This window comes from Paraburkholderia fungorum (assembly GCF_003610895.1).
GTDB classification, from domain to species: domain Bacteria; phylum Pseudomonadota; class Gammaproteobacteria; order Burkholderiales; family Burkholderiaceae; genus Paraburkholderia; species Paraburkholderia fungorum_B.
On the sequence record NZ_MCAS01000007.1, the window covers coordinates 160,054 to 183,109 of the forward strand.

General features: G+C 62.5%; 20 protein-coding genes and 1 pseudogene. 8 read left to right on the forward strand and 13 right to left on the reverse strand.

Features of this window, described 5'->3' with window-relative positions:
• Positions 1–80: 80 nt before the first annotated feature.
• From BCY88_RS09010 to BCY88_RS09025, 4 genes are all read right to left on the reverse strand, one after another.
• Positions 81–1,298 carry an acyl-CoA dehydrogenase family protein gene (locus BCY88_RS09010; RefSeq protein ID WP_120343914.1) on the reverse strand — a complete coding sequence of 406 codons (1,218 nt, stop codon included), beginning with the start codon at positions 1,296–1,298 and terminating at the stop codon, positions 81–83.
• A 54-nt stretch (positions 1,299–1,352) separates the two neighbouring features.
• Positions 1,353–2,702: an MFS transporter gene (locus tag BCY88_RS09015; protein ID WP_120343915.1), complete on the reverse strand. Its 1,350-nt coding sequence runs from the start codon at positions 2,700–2,702 to the stop codon at positions 1,353–1,355.
• Positions 2,703–3,079: 377 nt separating this feature from the next.
• Positions 3,080–4,552, reverse strand: a complete 1,473-nt coding sequence (locus BCY88_RS09020; protein ID WP_120343916.1) for an NAD-dependent succinate-semialdehyde dehydrogenase — start codon at positions 4,550–4,552, stop codon at positions 3,080–3,082.
• Between the two features lie 302 nt (positions 4,553–4,854).
• Positions 4,855–5,871, reverse strand: a complete 1,017-nt coding sequence (locus tag BCY88_RS09025) for a LacI family DNA-binding transcriptional regulator (RefSeq protein WP_120343917.1) — start codon at positions 5,869–5,871, stop codon at positions 4,855–4,857.
• Between the two features lie 255 nt (positions 5,872–6,126).
• Between BCY88_RS09025 and BCY88_RS09030 the strand changes: the two genes are divergently transcribed.
• From BCY88_RS09030 to BCY88_RS09050, 5 genes are all read left to right on the forward strand, one after another.
• The gene (locus BCY88_RS09030) at positions 6,127–7,266 is read left to right on the forward strand and encodes an ABC transporter ATP-binding protein (protein ID WP_120343918.1); all 1,140 of its coding nucleotides are present in this window, start codon (positions 6,127–6,129) and stop codon (positions 7,264–7,266) included.
• 89 nt (positions 7,267–7,355) lie between these two features.
• A complete protein-coding gene (locus BCY88_RS09035) occupies positions 7,356–8,606 on the forward strand; it encodes an ABC transporter substrate-binding protein (RefSeq protein ID WP_183081324.1) in 1,251 nt (416 codons plus the stop codon).
• 75 nt (positions 8,607–8,681) lie between these two features.
• Positions 8,682–9,587: a carbohydrate ABC transporter permease gene (locus tag BCY88_RS09040; RefSeq protein ID WP_120343920.1), complete on the forward strand. Its 906-nt coding sequence runs from the start codon at positions 8,682–8,684 to the stop codon at positions 9,585–9,587.
• A 19-nt stretch (positions 9,588–9,606) separates the two neighbouring features.
• Positions 9,607–10,458 (forward strand): carbohydrate ABC transporter permease, encoded by an 852-nt coding sequence (locus BCY88_RS09045; protein WP_120343921.1) that lies wholly within the window; start codon positions 9,607–9,609, stop codon positions 10,456–10,458.
• A 42-nt stretch (positions 10,459–10,500) separates the two neighbouring features.
• On the forward strand, positions 10,501–12,465 hold the full coding sequence (locus BCY88_RS09050) for a beta-galactosidase (protein WP_120343922.1): 1,965 nt from the start codon (positions 10,501–10,503) through the stop codon (positions 12,463–12,465).
• 70 nt (positions 12,466–12,535) lie between these two features.
• Here BCY88_RS09050 and BCY88_RS09055 read toward each other — a convergent pair whose 3' ends face one another.
• From BCY88_RS09055 to BCY88_RS09080, 6 genes and pseudogenes are all read right to left on the reverse strand, one after another.
• Positions 12,536–12,865: a hypothetical protein gene (locus BCY88_RS09055; RefSeq protein ID WP_120343923.1), complete on the reverse strand. Its 330-nt coding sequence runs from the start codon at positions 12,863–12,865 to the stop codon at positions 12,536–12,538.
• A gap of 150 nt (positions 12,866–13,015) precedes the next feature.
• Positions 13,016–14,374, reverse strand: coding sequence for an MFS transporter (locus BCY88_RS09060; RefSeq protein WP_120343924.1), 1,359 nt, complete (start codon positions 14,372–14,374; stop codon positions 13,016–13,018).
• An 83-nt stretch (positions 14,375–14,457) separates the two neighbouring features.
• Positions 14,458–14,677, reverse strand: a pseudogene (locus BCY88_RS09065) (porin); the annotation flags it as partial.
• Between the two features lie 353 nt (positions 14,678–15,030).
• A complete protein-coding gene (locus BCY88_RS09070) occupies positions 15,031–15,375 on the reverse strand; it encodes a cupin domain-containing protein (RefSeq protein ID WP_120343925.1) in 345 nt (114 codons plus the stop codon).
• Positions 15,376–15,409: 34 nt separating this feature from the next.
• Positions 15,410–16,411: a M14 family metallopeptidase gene (locus BCY88_RS09075; RefSeq protein ID WP_120343926.1), complete on the reverse strand. Its 1,002-nt coding sequence runs from the start codon at positions 16,409–16,411 to the stop codon at positions 15,410–15,412.
• Positions 16,412–16,445: 34 nt separating this feature from the next.
• Positions 16,446–17,528, reverse strand: coding sequence for a tartrate dehydrogenase (locus BCY88_RS09080; protein ID WP_120343927.1), 1,083 nt, complete (start codon positions 17,526–17,528; stop codon positions 16,446–16,448).
• A 124-nt stretch (positions 17,529–17,652) separates the two neighbouring features.
• On the opposite strand from BCY88_RS09080, the gene BCY88_RS09085 reads away from it, so the two are divergent.
• Complete coding sequence (locus tag BCY88_RS09085; RefSeq protein WP_120343928.1) at positions 17,653–18,603, forward strand: LysR substrate-binding domain-containing protein; 951 nt, start codon at positions 17,653–17,655, stop codon at positions 18,601–18,603.
• A gap of 56 nt (positions 18,604–18,659) precedes the next feature.
• Here the strand turns inward: BCY88_RS09085 and BCY88_RS09090 are convergent, their stop codons facing one another.
• Positions 18,660–19,382, reverse strand: a complete 723-nt coding sequence (locus BCY88_RS09090) for a response regulator (RefSeq protein ID WP_120343929.1) — start codon at positions 19,380–19,382, stop codon at positions 18,660–18,662.
• Between the two features lie 4 nt (positions 19,383–19,386).
• Entirely contained in the window at positions 19,387–21,063 is a 1,677-nt protein-coding gene (locus BCY88_RS09095; RefSeq protein ID WP_120343968.1) for an ATP-binding protein, read from the reverse strand.
• A 253-nt stretch (positions 21,064–21,316) separates the two neighbouring features.
• On the opposite strand from BCY88_RS09095, the gene BCY88_RS40695 reads away from it, so the two are divergent.
• Positions 21,317–21,688: a DUF2866 domain-containing protein gene (locus tag BCY88_RS40695; protein WP_120343930.1), complete on the forward strand. Its 372-nt coding sequence runs from the start codon at positions 21,317–21,319 to the stop codon at positions 21,686–21,688.
• 134 nt (positions 21,689–21,822) lie between these two features.
• Positions 21,823–22,161 (forward strand): hypothetical protein, encoded by a 339-nt coding sequence (locus BCY88_RS09105; RefSeq protein WP_120343931.1) that lies wholly within the window; start codon positions 21,823–21,825, stop codon positions 22,159–22,161.
• Here BCY88_RS09105 and BCY88_RS09110 read toward each other — a convergent pair.
• Entirely contained in the window at positions 22,135–22,902 is a 768-nt protein-coding gene (locus BCY88_RS09110; protein ID WP_120343932.1) for a winged helix-turn-helix domain-containing protein, read from the reverse strand. The genes BCY88_RS09105 and BCY88_RS09110 overlap by 27 nt on opposite strands.
• Between the last annotated feature and the right edge of the window lie 154 nt (positions 22,903–23,056).

Genomic DNA, 23,056 nt, shown 5'->3' on the forward strand with positions numbered 1-23,056 from the left:
AAACGTTTTTGAGTGTCTTCGATCGTCACGTTGTCTGCCTCGTGGTGGTGGCGTGCGGGTTGCAGCAGGGGCCTCAGGCCTCAGGGATAAGGCGTGACCGGCGGCACGCCTGCGAACAGCGCGCCCGATGCATCGTAAGTCCCTTCGCCAAGAAACGCGTGCTGGGTCACGACAATCGAATCTCGCACCAGACGCTGCAACCGGTTCTCGCGATAGATCGCCGCGATCCCCGCCATCTGGTAAGCCTGCATCACGACCTCGGCGCAGACCTGCGCGGCGTGTGTCGCGCTAAGACGCAGCAGGTTGGCCTGTTCCTGCGTGACGAGGTCGCCGGCGATGATCGTGTGCCATGCGGTTTCAGCGGATTCGTAGAAGAACGCGCGGGCGCTGCGCCAGTTGGCCTCGGCTTTCGCCAGACCTGAGCGGTAGTAAGCGCGGTCCGCGAGACGCGGCGCGCCGGTGGTGGTTCTGGTCGAGCCGGACATGCCGGTCAGCAGATCGAGCGCCGCGCGCGCGAGGCCGATATTGACGGCGGCATGCACTTGCGCCTGATAGGCGACGGCAGGATAACGGTAGAGCGGTTCATCGATCAGCGGCTTGCCGCCGCGTACGAACGTCCATTGTGCGTCGACGAATTTGTCGTGCAGCCGCAAGTCGTGGCTGCCGGTGCCCTGCATGCCGACGACGTTCCAGCTTTCGACAATCTCCACCTCATGAGCGGGAAATACGGCGGTGAACGGCTTGCCGGCGTCCGCACCGCCCGAACTGGCAGGCGTGCCGCCGATCCCCACACCGATCCAGTCGGCACCTTTGCAGCCGCTGGCAAAGTGCCATCGGCCGCTGACCGTGAAACCGCCGGACACCCTGGTGGCCGGCTGCAGCGGATAGAGGCCGCCCGAGAAGACCTGGTCCGGGCCGCTGGCGTAAATAAGCTGCTGCGTTTCGACCGGCAGTGACGCGAGATACGTATTCGCGGAGCCGAACGCCGCGACCCAGGCGGTCGAGCCGTCGGCAATCGCAATGCGCTCCAGGATGCGCAGGAATTGCGACGGCGGCAATGCGTCGCCGCCGAAGCGCTGCGGCGTGCTCGCGCGGAAAATCCCCGCACGCTTCATCTTGGCAACCATGTCGCGCGGAACATGCGACACCTGATCGAATTCGTCACGGCGGCGCTCGATCTCGACGATCAACGCGTCGAGCGGAATGGGGCCTGCGTACTCAGGATAAGGATCCGCGTGATCGATCGCGCGAGGTTCGTAGGCGTACGTCGAAAGACTGTTGCTTTGAAGGCTTTGCATGATGACAGCGCTGGGAAATGAATGAGGGGTTGAGGACGCGACGTCGACTGCGCGTCAGGTGTGGTCCTGCTCTTTGCGGTGCGCCTGAAGCCGCAGCGCTTTGGGGAAGGTTTCGGGTGCGAGACACGTCGCAAGCACGGTAATCAGGCCGAGTACGACGAGGTAGATGGCGACGGGCGCGGCGCTGCGGTAATGGGCGAGCAAGGCGGTCGCGATCATTGGCGAGAGTCCGCCGCCGAGTACCGAGGAGATTTCGCGGCCGATGCCCAGACCCGAGAAGCGCAGATGGACCGGCAGCAGTTCGCTGATGAAGGCGGGTTGTGCGCCCTCGAGAATGCCGAGCGTGATGCTGTTGGCGAGCACGAGTGCCGTGATGACTTTCCACAGCACGCCGGAACCGAGCAACGTGAAGTACGGATACGCGACCAGCACCATCGCGATTGCGCCGGCGAGATAGACGGGCTTGCGGCCGATTTTGTCGGTGAGTCGTCCCATCAGCAGCGAAACGGGGATCATCAGCAGCATCGACACGGTCAAGCCACCGAGCACCCAGCTTGATTTGATGCCGACGAACTGGCTATAGGCGATCGAGAACGCGAAGAAGATGTAGGACGCGGCGCCTTCGCCGAAGCGCAGGCCGAATACGGTCAGCACTTCGCGGGGACATTGACGCAGCACCTCGACGATCGGCATGCGGCTGTCGCGGCGCGTGGCCTTCACTTCGGCGAACTCCGCGCTTTCGTCGACAGAGCGGCGCATCCATAGACCCAGCGCCACCAGCACGGCGCTGCAGAGGAATGGCACACGCCAGCCCCAGCTGTGGAAATCCGCGGGCGACAGCGTTTGCGCGAACAGGAATGCAGCGGTCGAGAGCACGAAGCCGAAAGCCGCGCCGCATGGACTCCATGCCGCCAGACCGCCGCGTTTCGAGGCAGGCGCGCTTTCGTGAATCAGCAGGATGCTGCCGCTCCATTCACCGCCTGCTGCGAGGCCCTGCAGGATACGCAGCAGCACGAGCAGGACGGGCGCCGCGATGCCGATTTGCTGGTAGGTCGGCAGAAGACCCATGCAGACGGTGGCGGTGCCCATTACCAGCAGCGTCAGCATCATGACGGTCTTGCGCCCGTAACGGTCGCCGATATGGCCGCACAGCACGCCGCCAATGGGCCGCGCGATGAAGCCCACCGTAAAGCCGCCGAACGCTGCGATCGTGCCCGTCAGCGGATCGCTGCCGACCGGAAAGAACAGCTTGCCGAACACCAGTGCGGCGGCGGTTCCATAGAGAAAGAAGTCATACCATTCGAGGATCTGGCCGAGCACGGCGGTCGTCACCGCGCGACGAACCTTGCTGGTGGGCAGAGCAGTAGGCAGGGGAGAGAGAGCGGCGGTCGCGTCGGCGTTCATGGCATGGGGAAGGTCACGATGTTGAGGGGTCCGCGTCCTGGTCATGCTGATCGACTGGAGCGGCGCTACGAATCCGGCAGGCATGGCCGAACCATAGGGCCGCGAGAAAACCCGGTCAAATTAGGGACAAAAATGAGCGTCATGAATGGGATGCATGACGAAGGAGCGAACGGCGGCGTACTGGGGGTGGTCATCACACTCCCGCACCGCGGTTTCATCCTGGGGACAACTGATGGAGATTGACGTGCGGCTCACCGGCTTCGATGCGCCGGCGTTCGGCTGCTACGGGACTTTGATCGACTGGAGGAGGGAGATGGGGGAGATCGACTGCCGCCTTACCAGCAGGGCCGATCTCGTGACGCGATATCAGAAGCCTGTCAATCCAGACCGCCCTGGCACATGTATTTGATCGACATGTAATCGTCGAGCCCGTACTTCGAACCTTCGCGGCCGTAACCCGATTCCTTCACACCGCCGAATGGCGCGGCTTCGCTTGACACGGCGCCTTCGTTGATGCCGATCACACCCGCTTCGAGCTGAGCCGCGACGCGATGAATGCGCCGCACGTCCTGCGTGTAGAAGTACGCAGCGAGGCCGAACGGCGTGTCGTTCGCGAGGCGGATCGCTTCGGCTTCGTCGTCAAAGCGGAACAGCGGTGCGACCGGGCCAAAGGTTTCTTCGCAGCACACGAGCATGTTGTCCTGCGCATCGGCCAGCACGGTCGGCGCATAGTAATTCGGGCCGAGTTCGGTCAGGCGCTTGCCGCCTGTCAGCACTGTCGCGCCGTGTTTAACGGCGTCTTCGACATGGCGGGCGATCTTGTCGATCGCGCGTTCGTTGATCATCGGACCGATCTGCGCTTCTGGATCGGTTGCGGGTGCAACCTTCAGCGCGGCAACACGGTTCGCGAGCAGATCGGCGAAACGCGCGTACACGCCGGATTGCACATAAACCCGGTTCGGGCACACGCAGGTCTGGCCGCCGTTGCGGAATTTGGCGGCCATCAGACCGGTGACAGCGGCGTCGAGATCGGCGTCGTCGAATACGATGAAGGGCGCGTTGCCGCCTAATTCCAGCGACAGTTTTTTCAGCGTGCCCGCCGATTCGCGCGCAAGATGCTTGCCGACGGGCGTGGAGCCCGTGAAGGTGATCTTGCGCACACGCGCGTCGGCGAGCCAATCGGCGACCGCCGCAATGCCCTGTTCACGCGAAGCCGACAGCATGTTCAGCACACCGTCCGGCAAGCCTGCCTCCTGGGCGAGCGCTGCCAGCGCGAGCGCGGTGAGCGGGGTGTCTTCCGCGGGTTTGGCCACGACCGTGCAACCGGCGGCGAGCGCGGGCGCGATCTTGCGCGCGATCATGGCCAGCGGGAAGTTCCACGGCGTGATCGCCGCGATCACGCCGACCGGTTCCTTCACCGCGCTCATGCGTTTGCCGCGCTGTTGCTGCGGGATCAGATCGCCGTAAATGCGCGTTGCCTCGTCGGCGAACCAGGCGACGTACGAGGCACCGTAGGCGACTTCGCCCCGGCTTTCCGCGAGCGGTTTGCCTTGCTCCGTCGACATCAGTCTCGCGAGGTCTTCCGTATTGGCGACGATCAATGCGTGCCAGCGGCGCAGAATCTCGGCGCGTTCGCGCGGCAACTTATCGCGCCATGCGGGGAAAGCGCGGGCTGCGGCGTCCGTGGCGGCGCGCGCGTCCAGGGCGCCACTGTTCGCGACTTCGACGATCAATGCGCCGGTGGCCGGGTTGGTGACGGGAAAGCGGGCGCTGTCGGCGGCGTCGATCCACTTGCCGTCGATCAGGTTTTGCGGGCGAATCAGGTCATGGCGAGTCAAGGCGAGAGACATTGGGCTTGCTCCTTTGGGGTGCCTCTCTATGAGGCGAAGTCGGGTCGCCGATGCGGCGGCGTGGCGGCACACATACGGCCGATTCAGGTCGATTCCGGTCGACGGGTAGATTGATGCTACGCGTACGCCGCAGTCGATGAAATCATCCCGTGGGGGCATAGACGGTACGGCACGCGTTTTTTTCAGGCTGCTACAGCATTTTCTGCTGTGGCAGCGGTGGCGCAGGTCAATTCGTCTGTGCGCCCGGCACGAGATAGCAGATCTGTTGGGCTTGAGTGCGCGGGCGCGGTTGGCGCGCCGCGTCAGCTTATGCGCCGCGGCCCCGTCGAGGCCCGCACGATGAGTTGCGGCAGCGGCGCAAGCACCATCGGCGGTTGCTGGTCAGGCGTCTGGATCAAACGGATCAGACTCTCGATCGACAACTCCGCGACCGCCGCCGTCTGGATCGCCACGGTGGTCAGCGCGGGATGCACCTGATGCGCCAGCTGAATATCAGTAATGCCGATCACCGACACGTCGTTCGGCACCGACCGGCCAAGCGTGATCAACGCCTGGGCCGCGCCGATCGCGAGCAGATCGTTGGTCGCGAAAATCGCGGTGAGGTGTGGGCGATTCGCCATCAACTGCATGCACGCCGCGTAGCCGGCGTCGATCGAGTCGCGGATCTGCAGCACCGCGGCAGCGTCTGTTTCGATCCCTGCCTCGTGCACCACCGCGCGAAATCCGTTGGAGCGTGCATCCTGCAAGCCGCCGCACCCATCGCCGATCAGAAGACCGATCTCGCGATGACCCAGTTCGAGCAGATGCCGCGCGGCCAGCGCGCCCGCATGGCCAAAATCCACGGCGATGCAGGGCAGCGCGGGCGGCGCCTCAGGGTGTTCCCACATCGCCAGCAAGATCGGCGCGCTGTGCGTGGCCGACGCACACAATTCGTTGAACTTGATGTCCGTGTTCATCACGAGCACGCCGTCCGCGAGTGTGCCGGCGATCTGGTTCAGATACGCACGGCCGACCTCCGCATCATCGTCAGTATTGCAAACCATCAGGAAGTATCCCGCTTTGCGCGCCGCCCGCTCGGCGGCCAGCACGAACTCGGGGTAGAACGGGTTTGAGATGTTCGACAACATTAAGGCCAAGGTCGACGAGTGGCCCTCCGCCAGCGCGCGCGCGTTCAGATTGGGGCGGTAGCCGAGCTCGGCGATCGCCTTGAGCACGCGTTCGGCTGTCTCCGGGCGGACCTTCTCACGGTTGCGCAGCACGTTGGAAACGGTGGCGGCAGTGACGTGTGCACGTTTTGCTACTTCGGAAAGGGTGACCATGTTCTGTTTATCCCATATTCAGGGAATGCAATTCAAATGTTGCAAGCGACTGGCGACGTTGATAAGTTTCTGCAAAACACAGCGCCCTACGTGAGATCGGAGTAAGGCGCCGAAACGCAAACTCTAATCGACAGGAGACACCTACCATGAGTTTTTTCCCCGAGATCGAATTTAAGCGATTAAATGCCTGCTGCACAAGAGCCGGCCGTTTATTTTTCCTGGAAATTTAAGCGGTTAAATCAAGGGGGCGGCAGCATGGCTACGATTCGTCTTACGAATGTGCAGAAGTCGTACGGTGACCATTCGCCGGTGATCCGGCGCGTGAATCTCGAGATCGCGCAGCATGAGTTCTGCGTGTTTCTTGGGCCTTCGGGTTGCGGCAAGTCGACCTTGCTGAGAATGATCGCCGGCCTCGAAGACCTGAGCGAAGGCGAGTTGCATATCGGCGGGCGCCTCGTGAACGACGTGCCCGCTGCCGCGCGCGGCGTCGCGATGGTGTTCCAGAGCTACGCGCTGTTTCCGCACATGACCGTGTTCGACAACATGGCGTTCGGCCTGAAACTCGCGAAACAACCCAAGGACGTCATCGAGCGGAAGGTGCGTGAAGCCGCGCGCATTCTGCAACTGGACACCTTTCTGGATCGTTATCCGAAAGCGCTCTCGGGCGGACAGCGGCAGCGTGTTGCGATTGGCCGGGCGATCGTGCGCGAACCTGGCGTGTTCCTGTTCGACGAGCCGCTGTCGAATCTCGACGCCGCCTTGCGCGGCCAGACGCGTGTCGAAATCGCCCGTCTGCACCAACGCTTCGCGAACGCGAGCGTGGTCTATGTGACCCACGATCAGGTCGAAGCGATGACGTTGGCCGACAGAATCGTGCTGCTGCATGCAGGCGCGGACGCGGAGCGCTTCGGCAGCATTGCGCAGACCGGCGCGCCGCTCGAGTTGTATCACCATCCGAAGTCGCGCTTTGTGGCGGGCTTCATCGGTTCGCCGCGCATGAACTTCATCGACGCCTTGGTCGATTCGATCGAAGCGGGCAAGGTGGCGGTCACGCTGACGAAAAGCGGCGAGCGGCTGATCGCGCATGTCGATGGTGAGCGTCTTCAGCGCGGCCAGACCGTCACGCTCGGCGTGCGCCCGGAACATCTGCGGCTCGCCGGCGACGCGCAATCCATTCAGTGCGTCACGGCGCTATCGGAACGGCTCGGCGAGCACAGCTACATTCACGCGGATCACGCGGGCGGCACGCTGATCGCCAAGGCCGCGGGCGATACGCCGATTGGTTCGGGCGAGCGCATCTGCATCCATGTGCCGCCTTCCGCGTGTCATCTGTTCGATGCCGAAGGCGTTGCATTGCGACGCAGCACGTTCGAACCCGAGCGCGTTGCCGCCTGACCGGAAACCCCTATTCCGCCACAGAGCGGGTACATCGTCTGGCAGCGGCTCGCTGTCAGCCAACAAGGTAGTCAAGGAGACATAAGATGATTTCTCTTCGCCTTCGCCGTCTGGCATACGCGTCGATTGCAGCCGCTCTGGTTGCCGGCACACTCTGCGCCACCGCGGCCGATGCGGCCACGCTGACCGTCAACGTATCGGCGCGCGGCAATCAGCGCTCTACATGGCAGGACGCGTTCGACAAGTTCAGACAAGCCAATCCCGACGTCGACCTCAAGGTGACCTACGTCAGCGAGGAAGCGTACAAGGTGCAGATGGGCGGCTGGCTCGCCACCGATCCGCCTGATGTCGTGTCATGGCATGACGGCGAGCGCATGGCGTATTACGCGCAACGCAACCTGCTGGAAGACCTGTCGTCGGACTGGAGCAAGAACGGCTGGTCGCAGCAGTATGCGTCGGTGAAGGACGCCTCGACGTATAAGGGCAAGCAGTACGCCGCGCCGCTCGGTTACGACGCGTACGGTTTCTTCTACCGCAAGGACCTGTTCGAGAAGGCCGGCATCAAAGGCGAACCGAAAACGTGGGATGAATTTCTCGACGCCTGCAGAAAACTCAAGGCAAGCGGCGTTGCACCGATCGCCGTTGCCGCGCGCGATAGCTGGACGCTTGCCGCGTGGTTCGACTATCTGGACTTGCGCATCAACGGCAACGCATTCCATCAGCAGTTGATGGCCGGCGAGATTCCCTACACCGATGCACGCGTTAAAAAGGTCTACACCGCGTGGAAAACGCTGATCGACGATCACTACTTCATCGACAACGCGCTCTCCTACGACCTCGATGCGATTGCACCGTTTCTCGTGAACGGCAAGGCCTCGATGATGCTGATGGGCACGTTCTTCTCGGCGAGCATTCCGGCATCGGTCAAACCGCAGACCGGTTTCTTCCGTTTCCCTGTGATCGACGCGAACGTGCCGATGGCCGAAGACGGTCCGGTCAACGTGCTGCTGATTCCAGCGAAGGCGAAGAACAAGGCCGATGCCCGCAGACTGCTGGCCTTCATGGAACAGCCGCAGATCAACGCCGATCTCGCGAAGGGTTGGGGGACGTTGCCGTCCAACAGTCAGGCGGCGGAACCGGAAGATGACATCTCGAAGGTCGGCTTCCAGACCCTTGCCAACACGAAGGGCGGCATCGCCCAGTTCTACGATCGCGACATGCAGAAGGAAATGGCCGACGAAGGTATGAAGGCGATGCAGCAGTTCTACAACGATCCGTCGCAACTCGACGCCATGCTGGTCCGCCTCGAAGCGACCCGCAAGCGTATCTACAAGAAGTAAGCCACGGAGCGCCAGCGGAGCAGCAACCGCTGGCGCTCGCTCTCGATCTCCTTCGATTTTCGACCGGGCCCGATCATGTCTCATTCCACAGCGCGCCGCCTACCCGCGGCGCGGCGCCGGCACGTCTCTACGACGCGCCGTCATCAGCATCGCGCGGCGCTTTTCTTCCTGTTGCCGGGATGTGCGTTGTTTTGCCTGTGCGTGATCTATCCGATCATCAGCAGTATTTCGCTCAGCTTTTACAACTGGGACGGCATGACGCCGAAGACGTTCGCAGGCTTCGATAATTACATCGAACTGTTCCATGCGGACACCTTCTATACGGCGCTTCAGAACAACCTGATCTGGCTCGCGCTGTTTCTGCTGGCGCCGCCGCTCGGGTTGCTGTTCGCGCTCTATCTGAACCAGCATATCCGTGGCATGCGGGTCGTGAAGTCGCTGTTTTTCGCGCCATTCGTGCTCTCGGGCGTGGTGGTGGGCCTCGTGTTCAGCTGGTTCTACGACCCCGCGTTCGGCTTGCTGCGCCTGATTGTGGGCCATGGCATTCCTGTGCTCGGCGATCCGCATACCGTCACCTTCGGCATCATCTTCGCGGCGCTCTGGCCGCAGACGCCGTTCTGCATGGTGCTCTACCTGACCGGGCTGACCGGCATCAATCCGGAGGTGGTCGAGGCGGCGCGCATGGAGGGTGCGAAAGGCGTGCGCCTGCTATGGCACGTGATTCTCCCGCAACTGCGGCCCGCCACGTTCATGGCCGTCGTGCTCACTGTGATCGGTGCGCTGCGCAGTTTCGACCTGATCGCGGTGATGAGCGGTGGCGGCCCGTTCGATAGCTCTACCGTGCTCGCCTATTACATGTACGACCAGGCGATCAAGTACTACCGCGAAGGCTATTCCGCGGCGATTGCCGTCGTGCTGTTCGCCATCATGCTCGTCTACATCGTGTTCCATCTGCGCCGCATGCTGCGCGAAGAACACTGATTTCCAGGAGTCACGTGTCATGTATCCGCTTCCCGTCGAACGCTGGAAACCGCTCAATCGCGCGTTGTACAAAGTCTCGTTGCCGCTCGCGCTGCTGATCTGGCTGCTGCCGATGCTGGCCGTGCTCGTCACGTCGATTCGCTCGTCGGACGAGTTGTCGCAAGGCGACTATTGGGGCTGGCCCAGGCATTTCGCGCTGATCGAAAACTACGGCACGGCGCTCACGCAAACGCCGATGCTGCACTACTTCGCCAATAGTGTACTGATCACGGTGCCGTCGGTGATCGGCGCGATCGTGCTGGCCTCGATGGCGGGGTTTGCGCTCGCGACCTACCGCTTCCCGGGCAATACCGCCGTGCTGTTCGCGTTCGTGGCGGGCAATTTCGTACCGATCCAGATTCTGATGATCCCGGTGCGCGACATGGCGTTGAAAGTGGGGCTCTTCAATAGCGTGTGGGCGCTGGTGATCTTTCATGTGTCGTTTCAGACCGGGTTTTGCACGCTATTTCTGCGCAACTTCATCAAGCAGTTGCCGTTCGAGATGATCGAGGCGGCGCGCGTGGAAGGGGCCGGCGAATGGACGATCTATTGGCGCATCGTGCTGCCGCTGATCCGGCCCGCGCTCGCCGCGCTCGGCATTCTCGTCTTCACGTTTGTCTGGAACGACTACTTCTGGGCGCTGTGCCTCACGCAAGGCGACGAGGCCGCGCCGATTACCGTGGGCGTGGCCGCGCTCAAAGGCCAATGGACGACGGCATGGAATCTCGTTGCCGCCGGTTCGGTACTCGCCGCGTTGCCCTCCGTGCTGATGTTCTTCCTGATGCAGAAGCATTTCGTCGCCGGCCTGACTTTTGGTGCAAGCAAGGGCTGATCGGACTGTCCGTTTGCGGTCATTTATTAAAGAGACTTTCTCATGCAACTTGGTGTTTGCTATTACCCGGAACAATGGCCGCGTTCGATGTGGGCCGACGACGCAAAACGTATGGTGGATCTCGGCATCACGCATGTGCGGATCGCCGAATTCGCGTGGAGCCGCATGGAGCCGCGCGCCGGCGAGTTCGAGTGGGCATGGCTCGACGAAGCCGTTGCAACGCTGGCTGCTGCGGGGTTGAAGCTCGTGCTGGGTACGCCCACCGCGTCGCCGCCGAAGTGGCTGATCGACGCGTACCCGGACGTGTTGCCGGTGCGTGCGGACGGCGTGCGCTGGAATTTCGGCTCGCGTCGCCACTACGATATTTCCAGCGAAACATATCGGCGCGAGTGCGTGCGCATCGTCGCGGCAATGGCGAAGCGTTATGGCCGGCATCCGTCTGTCGTTGCGTGGCAGACCGATAACGAACTTGGCTGCCACGAGACCGTGCCGAGCTATTCGCGCACTGCACTGACGCGTTTTCAGACGTGGCTAAAGCATCGTTACGAGCGTGTCGAAGCGTTGAACGATGCGTGGGGTAACGTGTTCTGGAGCATGGAGTACTCCTCGTTCGAGGCGATCGGGTTGCCTATGCTCACGCCCACCGACGCCAATCCGATTCATCTGCTCGATTTCCGCCGCTTCATGTCGGACGAGGTGGCGAGCTTCCATCGCGAGCAGATCGACGTGCTGCGTGAGCATGCGCCCGAGGTGGATCTGCTGCATAACTTCATGGGTTTTTTCACGACCTTCGATCATTACCGCTTTGCCGAAGACCGCGCGCTCGACGTGGCTGCGTGGGACAGCTATCCGATTGCGCGCACCGAGTCGATCGCGTTGCCTGATGAGCAGAAAGCACGTTACGCACGCACCGCGCACCCGGACGTCTCCGCGTTCGATCATGACCGTTATCGTGCGATCGGCGCCGGCCGCTTCTGGGTGATGGAGCAACAGGCCGGACCGGTCAATTGGGCGCCATGGAATCCGGTGCCGGCGAAGGGCATGGTCAGGCTGTGGGCTTACGAGGCGTTCGCGCATGGCGCGGAGCTGGTGTCGTATTTCCGCTGGCGCCAGTGTCCGTATGCGCAGGAACAGATGCATTCCGGCCTCAATCTGCCGAATAACGAATTGTCGCCGGGCGGCCTCGAAGTGCAACAGGCGGCGCGTGAGATTGCTGCGTCCGCGGCGCTCTCCGGACTCGGCGCGCCGGCGCGCGCGGCCACCGCGATCGTGTTCGACTACGAGACGCAGTGGATGTTCGAGATTCAGCGTCACGGCAAGACCTTCGACTATCAGACGCTGGTGTTCGACTACTACGAGGCGCTGCGTGAGCTTGGCCTCGACGTGGATATCGTATCGAGCAAGGCTGATTTGTCGGCGTATCGTCTGGTAGTGGTGCCGAGCATCGCGGTGATCGACGACGCATTGGTCGATCAGATTGAAAGGAGTTCAGCGCAATGGGTGTTTGGTCCGAGGAGCGGCTCGAAGACTACAACGTTTGCCATTCCATCGAGCTTGCCGCCAGGCGCATTGCAACGCGTTTTGCCGATGCAGGTGCTCGAAGTCGAGACGCTACGCCCGACGCTGACGCCGGCGCTTTCGATCGGCGACACGCAAGGCGTCGCGCTGCATTGGCGCGAGCACGTGCGCGCCAATGGCGAGACGACCGTCGACGCGCAATTCGACGACACGTGGCCGGCGATTCTCACCCACGGTAGGGTCCGCTACGTGGCGGGGTGGTTGTCGCATGCACTGCATCGCGCGGTTGTGCAGCAGGCCGCGAAGGATGCGGGCATCGGGACACAACGGCTGCCTGACGGTTTGCGCCTTCGCCGGCGTGACGATCTGACCTTCGCATTCAACTTCGGCCCTGAGCTGGTGCGGGCGCCCGCACCGGTCAACGCGACGTTCGTGCTGGGACAGTCGCAGTTGAAGACCGGTGAGGTCTGTGCGTGGAAAAACGCTTAGCCCGTCGCATTTCCACCGGTTTGAGCGGGTAAGTGGCGGGAAGGTGGGATTGTCGAACAGCAGGCACTGCTTACTGTGAGGGTGCCTGCGCTTTGTTCTGTTTCGCGCAGTCGGAAGTGAACGCCATGCTGGCTTGATCGGGCGTCATGCGCGGCGCGCCGGGGCTGTAGATCTTCTCGATGATGCCGAAGACCGCTTGCCGGTCGGCTTCGTTCTTGTAGTACTTTGCCGCTTGATCGAGTGCTTGTGCTTTAGTCTTCTTATGCGCGCGCCACGACGCGACCTGGCCGGCGATATCGCCGATTGCAAAACACTGATCGCTGACTGTTTGCGCAACCGCTTCAACTGCGGGCTGAACGAGGCACAGTGCGAGCACGGCCGATACCACTACGCGTTTCATTACCAGAATCCTGACGTTAAATGGGCGACGGCGCCAAAGCGATGGTGTTGCACCATCGCGGCAACCGAACGAGTCAAATAACGGCGTAGTGTATCGGGAAGTGGGGTGTAACGTTTTTTCACATGCGCCGCCGCTCCCCCCGCTTCCTCTTCAATGCCCGAACGACTCGGCCTTCGCGCCGGTTTCCACCGCCACATGCGGCCGTGCCGCCTGCTTGATCAGCAAGGCCACGCACGAAATCAGACCCGCCACCGCGACCATCGCGAAGATGCCGCCAAACGTGAAATGGCGGCGTGTCAGTTCAGCCACGAGGAACGATCCCGCGATCCCGCCGAAGCGGCCGATCCCCAGCATCCACGCCACACCCGTGCCGCGGCCCTGGGTCGGGTAAAACGCGGCGGCAAGCGCCGGCATCGACGATTGCGCGGTATTCATCAACACGCCGGCCACGAAGACGATGAACACCAGCGCGCCGACATTGCCGACTGCCTGGCCGATAAAGTACACGCTCACGGCGGTCAGCGCGTAGCAGGCCGCGATGATACGGTTCGCGTTGAAGCGGTCCATCAGCACGCCGCACAGCACGGCGCCCACGCCACCGAGCGGGAACAGCGCGGAAATCAGCGTCGCGCGTTGCGGCGTGAGCCCGGCGTCCTTCAGCAGAATCGGCATCCAGTTGATCGACGCGTAGAAGATCACGAGGCCCATGAAATAGGCGATCCACAACATCACCGAGCCGACGATGTACGAACGCGAAAGCACCACGCCCATGCCTTTGCCGCCGGTTTGCGGCGCGGTTTCCGTCATGACGAAGCTGCCGGCCTGCGCCGCTTCGCTCGAAATACGCGCGAGTGCCGCACGGATTCGCTCGACCGGCTGGCTGTTGGCCACCATGTAGCGGACCGATTCCGGCATCTTCAGTACCAGCAGGATCAGCAGCAGCAGCGGGGCGATACCGCCGAGCAGCAGCACGCTGCGCCAGCCGAAGTGCGGAATCATCCACGCAGCGAGAAAACCGCCGAAGGCCGCGCCCAGCGGAAACCCGCAGAACATCAGATTGATCACGGTCGCGCGGCGGCGGTCCGGGCAGTACTCGCCCATCATCGTTACCGCGTTCGGCATGGCCGCGCCGAGGCCGACGCCGGTGATGAAGCGCAGGATCGTCAGGTGTTCGATGCTGTTCGAGAACGCCGAAGCGAAGCAGCTCACGCCGAACAGCAACACCGAGCCGAGCAGCATCGAGCGCCGGCCGAGCCGGTCGGACAGCGGCCCTGAGACGAGCGCGCCGCACGCGAGGCCGAACAGCGCCGCGCTGAGCACCGGCGCGAGCGCCGGCCTTGTGATGCCCCATTCGGCGATCAACGATGGAGCAATGAAGCCGATCGCGGCCGTGTCAAAACCGTCCAGCAGGACGATGACGAAACACATGAAAAAGATGAGCCACTGGAACGGCGAGAAGGGATGGTCGTTGATAAACGTTTGAACGTTCACGGCGGTGCTGCGGCTCATGTTGGTCTCCTGACTGCGGAATGCGCAAAGGCTTGCCGCGACGGCAAGCCTTCTTTTCTTTTACGATCGTACGCCGGATAGAGGCGGTGCACGATGTCTACGCCGGCGGCGAACTGACTGCGCGACGACGACCGCGCTCTGGAAGCCGTCGCCGATGGTTACGGTGGCCGTGATGATGTAGCACGAACCCGCCGCGCCGGGCGTGTTGCCGTTGGTGCGCTGGAACGCCTGCAGCGCGTAGAGGCCGGTGCGTTTCGACAGTGCATGGTACCCGGACAGATTGACTTGCAGATACTGCGCCGTCTGATAGCGGTTGGTCACGGTTGACACGCGCGGCTGCACGCCGTTGTTCGGCACGGTCGAATTCGCATCGCCATATGTTCGTATATAGAACTGTGATTCATGATACGAACTGACGGCACTGTAGCAGTTTGACAAAGAGGGACAACGCGGGATTACCCGACTATGGACTATGGTGCAGATGCACATCCAATCGGGCGGAGCGGTTGGAGAGCCGCAACGGGCAAGCGGCGAGGGGGTAACGGAAACAGCGATGAACAGCGATGAATACGCGACGCAAGGCGCGCAGGGGGAGTGATGGGCGCGGGGCGACGAGCGCCTGGGAGCGGCGCTCGCGGCAGTCCTTCAGGCGCGGCTCAAAAGATCACGTAGACCTTTCGCATGGTTTCCTCGACTTCCCAAAGCCCCTCTGTGTTGGCTTCGAAAAAGAGCGTGTCGCCGCTTTCGAAATGAACGGTCTCTTCGTTATCGGGCGTGAAACGGCCACGCCCCGCGAGGAAATGCATGACCTCGGCCTGTTTGATCGCGCGGCGATACGTGCCGGGCGTGCACTCGAAAATACCGGTGTCGATGGATTCGCTGCCCTTGATGACGCGCTGCACGCCCGACACCTGAAGCGGCGTCGTACCGGGTAGTCCTGCCGTACCCCAGTCTTCGAGATTCTGCAGATTCACGCTTTGCTTGATGCTTTGTACCTTCATTGTCACGTTACCTTTTGAATGTGCGTGAGCCGACTCATCGGCCCTGTGTGTTGGCATTGGCTTCGGCGTTCGGCACGGTTCGTTCGATCTTGCCGAGCCGTACCACCGTGACTCCCGGGCGCAACTGCCGCAGCGACGGCATGACCAGCATGCAATTGTCGTAAGGCGTGAGCACCGCTTCGCCGTTCGACCAGCCGATCACCGCGCCGGCATCCGGAAAGATCTCCAGGCCGGTATAGGGCGCCGCGAAACGGAAATCCATACTGGTCGCCACCACCGGCTGCGTTACGCGGACGATGTGCTGGGCAGCCGGCAGCGGTGCGAGCCAACCGTCCGGCAGATCGGCTTCGTCGATCACGCCGGCCAGCAGCAGGAAGCGCGCGGTCGTGTCGCGCGCCACCGCGACCGCGCTGCGTTCCCAGTGCTGGCCGCATTCGATCAGCAACGCGTTCTTCGCGCTATCCGCCGTGCCGAAGCCTTCGTAATCGCGCATGCGGCGGCCTTCGGGATGGCCTTCGTCACAGATCACCGTGGCGGGCGTGCCGAGACGCACCGCGAGGTCAATCCCTTTCTCCAACGGGCCCGCCACGATCAGCGGCTTGCATTTTTCATGCATCGAATGCAGATCGAGCAGTGCGTCGACCGTGTCGATCACCGGGCGAATTTCTCGGGCGCGGGCCAGTTCGCTCGACGTGCGCGACGTATCGTCGAGCATCGCGGCGGTCCATACGCGATTGAAGTCCTGATCGACGAAACGGGCCGCGTCGGGCCTGGCGGGATCGAAGCGCTGGTAGGCGGCGACGTTCGCAAAGGCGAGCGTGAGGCGTCCACGGCGCGGCCTGAACGCGCGGCGCAGCAGTTCGTCGACGACGATCGCCCCGCACACTTCGTTGCCGTGCGTGAGTGCGTTGATCATCACATGGGGTCCCGGCTCACCCGAGTCGAACGTGTGAACGTAGGCGATGCCCGACGACGATTGTTCGTGAACCGAAATATCGGGAAATTCGACTTCGATGGGATAGGCTTGCGTGCTCATTCGAAACGGTCCTCGCAAAGGGTGGGGGGCAGGCTCAGGCGAGTTTAGCCGCGATAGCCTGGCCGACTTCCGTGGTGTTCGCCTTGCCGCCGAGGTCGCCGGTATGCGGACCCTCGATAAGCGTTGCTTCGATCGCGGCGAGAATCGCGTCGTGCGCTTCGCGTTCCTTGCCGTCGTGATTGCCGAGGAAGTCGAGCATCATCGCGGCCGACCAGATCATGGCAATCGGATTGGCGATGTTCTTGCCGGCGATGTCGGGCGCCGAACCGTGCACCGGTTCGAACAGCGACGGAAACTTGCGGTCCGGATTCAGGTTGGCCGAGGGCGCAAGGCCGATCGTGCCCGTGCAGGCAGGACCGAGATCGGAGAGGATGTCGCCGAACAGATTGGTGGCGACCACCACGTCGAAGCGGTCCGGGTTCAGCACGAAGCGCGCGCAGAGAATGTCGATGTGCTGCTTGTCCCACGCCACATCCGGATACTGCGCGGCGATGCCGGCCGCGCATTTGTCCCACCACGGCATGCTGATCGCAATGCCGTTGCTCTTGGTCGCCACGGTGATCTTCTTGCGTTCGCGCCGTTGCGCGAGATCGAACGCGAACTTCAGCACGCGCTCGCTGCCGTGCCGCGTGAACACGGATTCCTGCAGCACGAACTCACGCTCGGTGCCTTCGAACATCACGCCGCCTACCGACGAATATTCGCCCTCGGTGTTTTCGCGCACGATCCAGAAATCGATGTCGCCCGCCTTGCGGCCCGCGAGTGGCGAGGGCACGCCGGCGAAGAGGCGCGCAGGGCGCAGGTTGATGTACTGGTCGAATTCGCGCCGGAACTTCAGAAGCGAGCCCCACAGCGAGATGTGGTCGGGCACGGTGTCGGGCCAGCCGACCGCACCGAACAGAATCGCGTCGGCGGATTGCAATTGGGCTTTCCAGTCGTCCGGCATCATCTTGCCGTGCCTGGCGTAGTAATCGCAGCTTGCCCACTCGATGTGCTGATATTCCAGTTCGATGCCGAAGCGCTTTTTCACCGTGTCCAGCACGCGAATGGCTTCCGGCATCACTTCGACGCCGATGCCGTCGCCGGGTATGACCGCGATCCGATAGGTTTTCGTCATGTTGGTGCTCCTCCATTGGGACGTTTGATGTTTCGATAGCGGTTATTTTATTCCTGCTGTTTACGCTTAAAATGATTGCTTTAGTTAAGCCACTGTGCACGAATCGTGTACAAACCAGCGACCTATGAATGGCGTCCCTGCAGCCTCGTCACCCGATCTCGGCGATTTACGCGTGTTTTGCGAAGTGGCGCGCAAATCGAGTTTCAGCGCGGCGGCGGAGGCGCTCGCCGTCTCTCCGGCGTACGTCAGCAAACGCATCAACGTGCTCGAGACTACGCTCGGTACGCGTTTATTGCATCGCTCCACCCGGCGGGTGGCGATTACCGAGGCCGGTGAACGCGTCTACACGTGGGCGGAAAAGATTCTCGACGACGTCGACCAGCTGGTCGAAGACGTCTCCACCACACGGCGAATTCCCGGCGGCAAGCTGCGCATTTCCAGCAGTTTCGGCTTTGGCCGCCGTTTTGTGGCGCCCGCGCTGGCCCGGTTCTCCGAGCGCTATCCGCAGTTGAGCGTGCGGCTCGATCTGTTCGACCGTCTCGTCGACGTGGGCGGCGAAGGTTTCGACCTCGATATCCGCATCGGCGACGAGATCGCCCCACATCTGATTGCCAGACGGCTCGCGTCCAACTACCGCGTGCTGTGCGCGTCGCCCGGCTATCTCGCGCGGCACGGCACGCCGCGGCAAGTCGCCGATCTGTCCTCGCACGCGTGCCTCGCGATCAAGGAGCGCGACCATCCCTTTGGTCTGTGGCGCTTGACGGTGCGCGGCGAGGCGGTGTCGATCAAGGTCACGGGACCGTTGTCGACCAATCACGGCGAGGTGGCGGTGCAATGGGCGCTGGCCGGGCGTGGGATCGTGCTGCGTTCGATGTGGGACGTGCGGCCGTTGCTCGACAGCGGCCAGTTGCAGCAGATTCTTCCCGAGGTCACGCAACCCGCGAACCTGTGGGCGGTGTACCCGGCGCGGCTCGCTCAGTCGGCGAAAGTGCGGGTGTGTGTCGACTTTCTGAGCGAGGAATTCGCACAATGGAGCCCGCCGCCTGACGCAACGGCGGCGGGGCCGGCGAGTTGAGTGCGATCGTGGCGAGCGCCCGGTGAGGACTTTATTGAGGCGCCCGGTCCTGTCGGTCAGATTTCCAGACGGTAGCCCACGCCGTACACGGAGGCGATCGGTTCGCTGTCCGGCCGCGCGCCCTGCAGCTTGCGGCGCAGGTTCTTGATGTGGCTGTCGATGGTGCGGTCGGTGACCACCCGGTGGTCCGCGTAGAGATGACTCAGCAGGTAGTCGCGCGAAAAAATACGCCCCGGCGATTTCATCAGCAGCGCAAGAAGCCGTAACTCGAGCGGCGTGAGTTTGAGCTCCTTGCCGTCGAGTAAGGCAAGATGAAATTGCTCGTCGACTTCGAGACCCTGAGGCGCTTGAGGTGCCTGAGGCCCTTGAGACAAGCCGTCCGCGCTCGCAATTGCAGCGGCAGGCGTGGCCCGGCGCAGGATCGCCTTGACGCGCGCCACCACTTCGCGTGGGCTGAACGGTTTGCAGACGTAATCGTCGGCACCGATCTCGAGACCCAGCAGACGGTCGATCTCGTCAATGCGCGCCGTCAGAATGATCACCGGCAAGGCGGAAAACTGCCGTAGCTCGCGGCAGATATCCATGCCGTTGCGCCCGGGCAGCATGAGGTCGAGCAGCATGAGCGCCGGCGGCGTCGAGCGAATGAACGGCATCACCTGATGGCCGTCATCGAGGATCGTGGTCGCGAAACCATCGAGTTGCAAATACGCTTCGAGCACGGCGGCGAGCTTGGGTTCATCCTCGACGATCAGGATGTGCGCGGGACGCCCTTCGGTCATGTTGTCAGTCTCCTTCCGGCGGAAAACGGGCCGTGATCCAGACGCCGCCGAGCGGCGAGGCCTTGGCGCCGATCGTACCGCCATGCGCCGTCACAATCGCGTGGCATAGCGAGAGGCCGAGGCCCGCGCCACCGTTCTGGCGGCTGCGCGATTCGTCCACGCGATAGAAGCGGTCGAACAGATGATCGAGCGCGGCCTCGGGCACACCGGGCAGCGAATCCTCTACGTCGAGTTGCCAACCGCTGGCGCTCTGCGAAAGCGATACGTGCACCTGACCGTCCGGATCGGTATAGCGCAATGAATTTAGCAGCAGGTTCTTCAGCAGTTGTACGAAACGCGCGGGGTCGACCGCGAACGTGGTCTCGGCGATTTCCGGCGTGCAGGTCAGGTCGAGCGCGATGCGTTTCGCCTTGAACGATTCCCGCATGGCCTCGATCGACGCTCGCGCCAGCTCCCCGACATGGGTCGGCGTCTTGCGATAGCTGAGCGCGCCGACGTCGCTCAAAGAAAGCTCGTATAGATCTTCGATGAGCTTGTTGAGCATGTTCACTTCGGTTTGCAGCGAGGTGAGCGAAGCGTGGTTGAACACATGCACACCGTCTTCGATCGCTTCCAGTTCGCCGCGCAGCACGGCGAGCGGCGTGCGCAGCTCGTGTGAAATGTCCGCGATGAAATCGCGCCGCGAGCGCTCGGCTCTTTGCAACGAATCGGCCAATACATTGAAGTCGCCCGCCAGCCGGCCAAGCTCGTCGCGTCTGCCGGCCGGCACCCGGGTCGTATAGTCGCCGCCGGCGAGGCGGTGGGTCGCGTTCATCAGGCGCTTGACCGGCGCGAGAACGATGCGCGCGAGTATCAGCGCGACCAGCGCCGCGAGCACGACGGCAACGCCCGCGATCTGCCAGGTCGAGCGTTTCTGCTGCGCCTGGAATGCGATGTCGGCGGCGTCCGAAAGAGTGTCGGGTCCGTTCACGGCGAGCCAGCCCACAACCTTGCCGCTGTAGACAACCGGTCTCATGGTGCTGCCCGGGGGCGGCGGCTGGCCGGTGCTCGCCACGAGTTCATGACTGGCGTCGTAGAGTGTGACGGGCGGCCCTTCGGGCGGCGTGTCGCGTGCCATACCGTCACGCTGCGCCGAGGCGGTGGGCGGCGGCAACGAGGGTAAAGGCGGCAAGGCGGCGGAAGGCGGCGCCCGGTCAAAACGACTGTCGCCGCCCACGACCCCGCTTGCCGATACACGGTCACGCTCCATGGCGATGTCCGGACCGGAGGGTGGCGCCGCCGGCAGGCGCATACCCCAATGCGGTCCTTCGGAGGGCCCGGAGAGCGGCCCGAGCAGTTGCTGCACGCTGCCGCTTCCCGGAAAGGTTCGCCAGCCGGGCAGCTTGCCCAGTTGCGCCGTGGCGAGTTCTTCGCGCAGGGCGTCGTGCGCGGCGGTGTCCAGCAGCGCGACCCACACGTCGGGATGGTCCCGCAGGAAATTCCAGTTGCCGTGCGCGGCGTATTCGCTCGTGACCTTCGCCATGACCGCTTTGATGCGCCCGGCGTTGCGCTCCCGGACATAGTGCAGGAAACCGTTTTCAAAGCTCACGCGCAGGGCGTAGCCCATCGTCAGGGAAATCGCGAGGCAGGCGACCAATACCGCGAGGAACATCTTCCAGGTGATGCCAAAGCGCATTCTCATCCGCTGCTGCTGCCGCACGCGCGCGAGAAGGGTCCCGAAAGGGCGGCTTGAACGAATCCGGATGGTTTCACTTTGCATGGCTGAATTCTAGATGAATGCCATGTCAATCCACAGTGAGCGGTGAATCTCCACAACTTCTCCATCCTTTCTTCGTTGTATCTGCGTGTTGTCTGAATATGATGGTACGGCACTTTTAAGGTGGCCTGAAAAAGAGGCCATGTCCGGTGGTCGGTTCCGTCAATGGAGCAATCTCATGCAAGTGTCCTCATCTGTGAACCGCGCCGAGCCGCGCGGATTCCAACCTGGCCGCAAGACAATCGCGGCAGCCGCGGCTGCCGGCTCCCACCGCAAGGCTGAAAACGGTGCCGGCGCATCGCGGGTTAAAGACGTCGTGAAGATTCGGGGTTGCCGGGTTTCCGAGCCGCTCATGCAACCGTGGGGCGAGTGCTGCCGGATCGTCGAGTGGATCAACCGGAACGGCGAGTACTCCTGCATTGCCGTGCGAGGCGTCGCGACCGTGGCTGAAATCAGGGAGCGTGTGCGCGATCATCGCAACGGTCAACGTCATACCCTGACGGACGACCCCGGCACGCCTGCGAATCGCGTACGTCTGCGGCGCGGTTGAGCGCGGCTCAGCTGCGTTGTTGGCCGCCTTGCCGAAAGCGGCCCGATGCAGCAGAAAGGGATTGTAATTTAGCCAAAAAACTTCGGTGTCCTACGGCTGTCTGATTGTCAGGGTCAACTTTGAACGTTTTCTTTATGCGCATTCTCATACTCGTTCTGGCTGTGGTATCGATCTGCTGCTTTTCGATCCGCCATGGTTTGCACCAGGAGAGCGTCGACGCTTTCGCCGGCCGCAATGGCAGCGCGGCCGTGGCCAATGCGGATGATCTGGACGGGTGCTCGCCACGTGTCCACTATGCATCGGGGTTCAGGCCCATCGTTCCAGCGGACTTCCACTACGGATTCGGCGGCCTGCTGGCAGTGACCGGCGATCTGTATGCCGATTATTTCGGCGATATCGATCTGGTCGACGTGATCGACGCGGCAATGACCTTGCCGATCATGAAGCTAGCCGTGGCGCAGGGCCGAAAATAGCGCGACATGGCTTGCACTTTCGCGCACCCCGCGCGAGGGTGGCGACTCCGGCGAGGGCACGAACATATAGCCTCGTCCGCGCAAGGTTTGAATGAACCTGGGGGCGGACGGATCGGCTTCTATCACGCTGCGCAAACGGCAGACCGCAACATCCAGACTCGCCTTCTGACTCTCCGCCCTGCCTAGCTGGCTGTTGACCATTGCGCGCGTCAATATCCGCATCGGGTTGCTGGCAAACAGTTTGAGTAACGCAAACTCGCCCGAGCGCAGCGGGATTTCGCAGCCATCTTTTATCAGACGCCGCGTAGCGAAATCGATCTGGTAACTGCCGAACGAAACCTTCTCGCGAATTTCCGGCGCGTCGCAAAGCGAGCGATTGCAGCGCTGCACGGCGCGCTTGATCCGCGCAGTCAACTCGTGCGGATCGACAGGGTCGACGATATAGTCGTCCGCGCCCAATTCGAAAGCAACGACCTTGTCGACGATCTCGCCGGAGCTGCTCTGGATGAACACCGGCATGTCGTAGCCCGCGAGGCGCAATTGCCGGAGCGCCTCGCGCGCTTCGACCATGGGTGCTTCGGCACGCAATAGAATCGCTGACGGACACTCCCGTTCCACCCGGCTGACAAGCTGAGCCGCGCTATACAGCACGGAAAGCGCGATCTCGTTCTTGTGAAGATGAAAGCGCAACTGATCCCGGATCGCCTGATCCGGTTCGACTACGAGAAGGCTGATAGTCATCAATCTGCGTTACCTCCCAAGCGGAATCGACGCTTGCAATCCATGCGACGTTCACGTTCAGCCATTTCAACGATCCGCTGCTCCGGACCGGCATATCGAACCCAGAAGCGAACCGCCGTACGCGATCGCCCTGATGATGAGCGAATCATAGGGA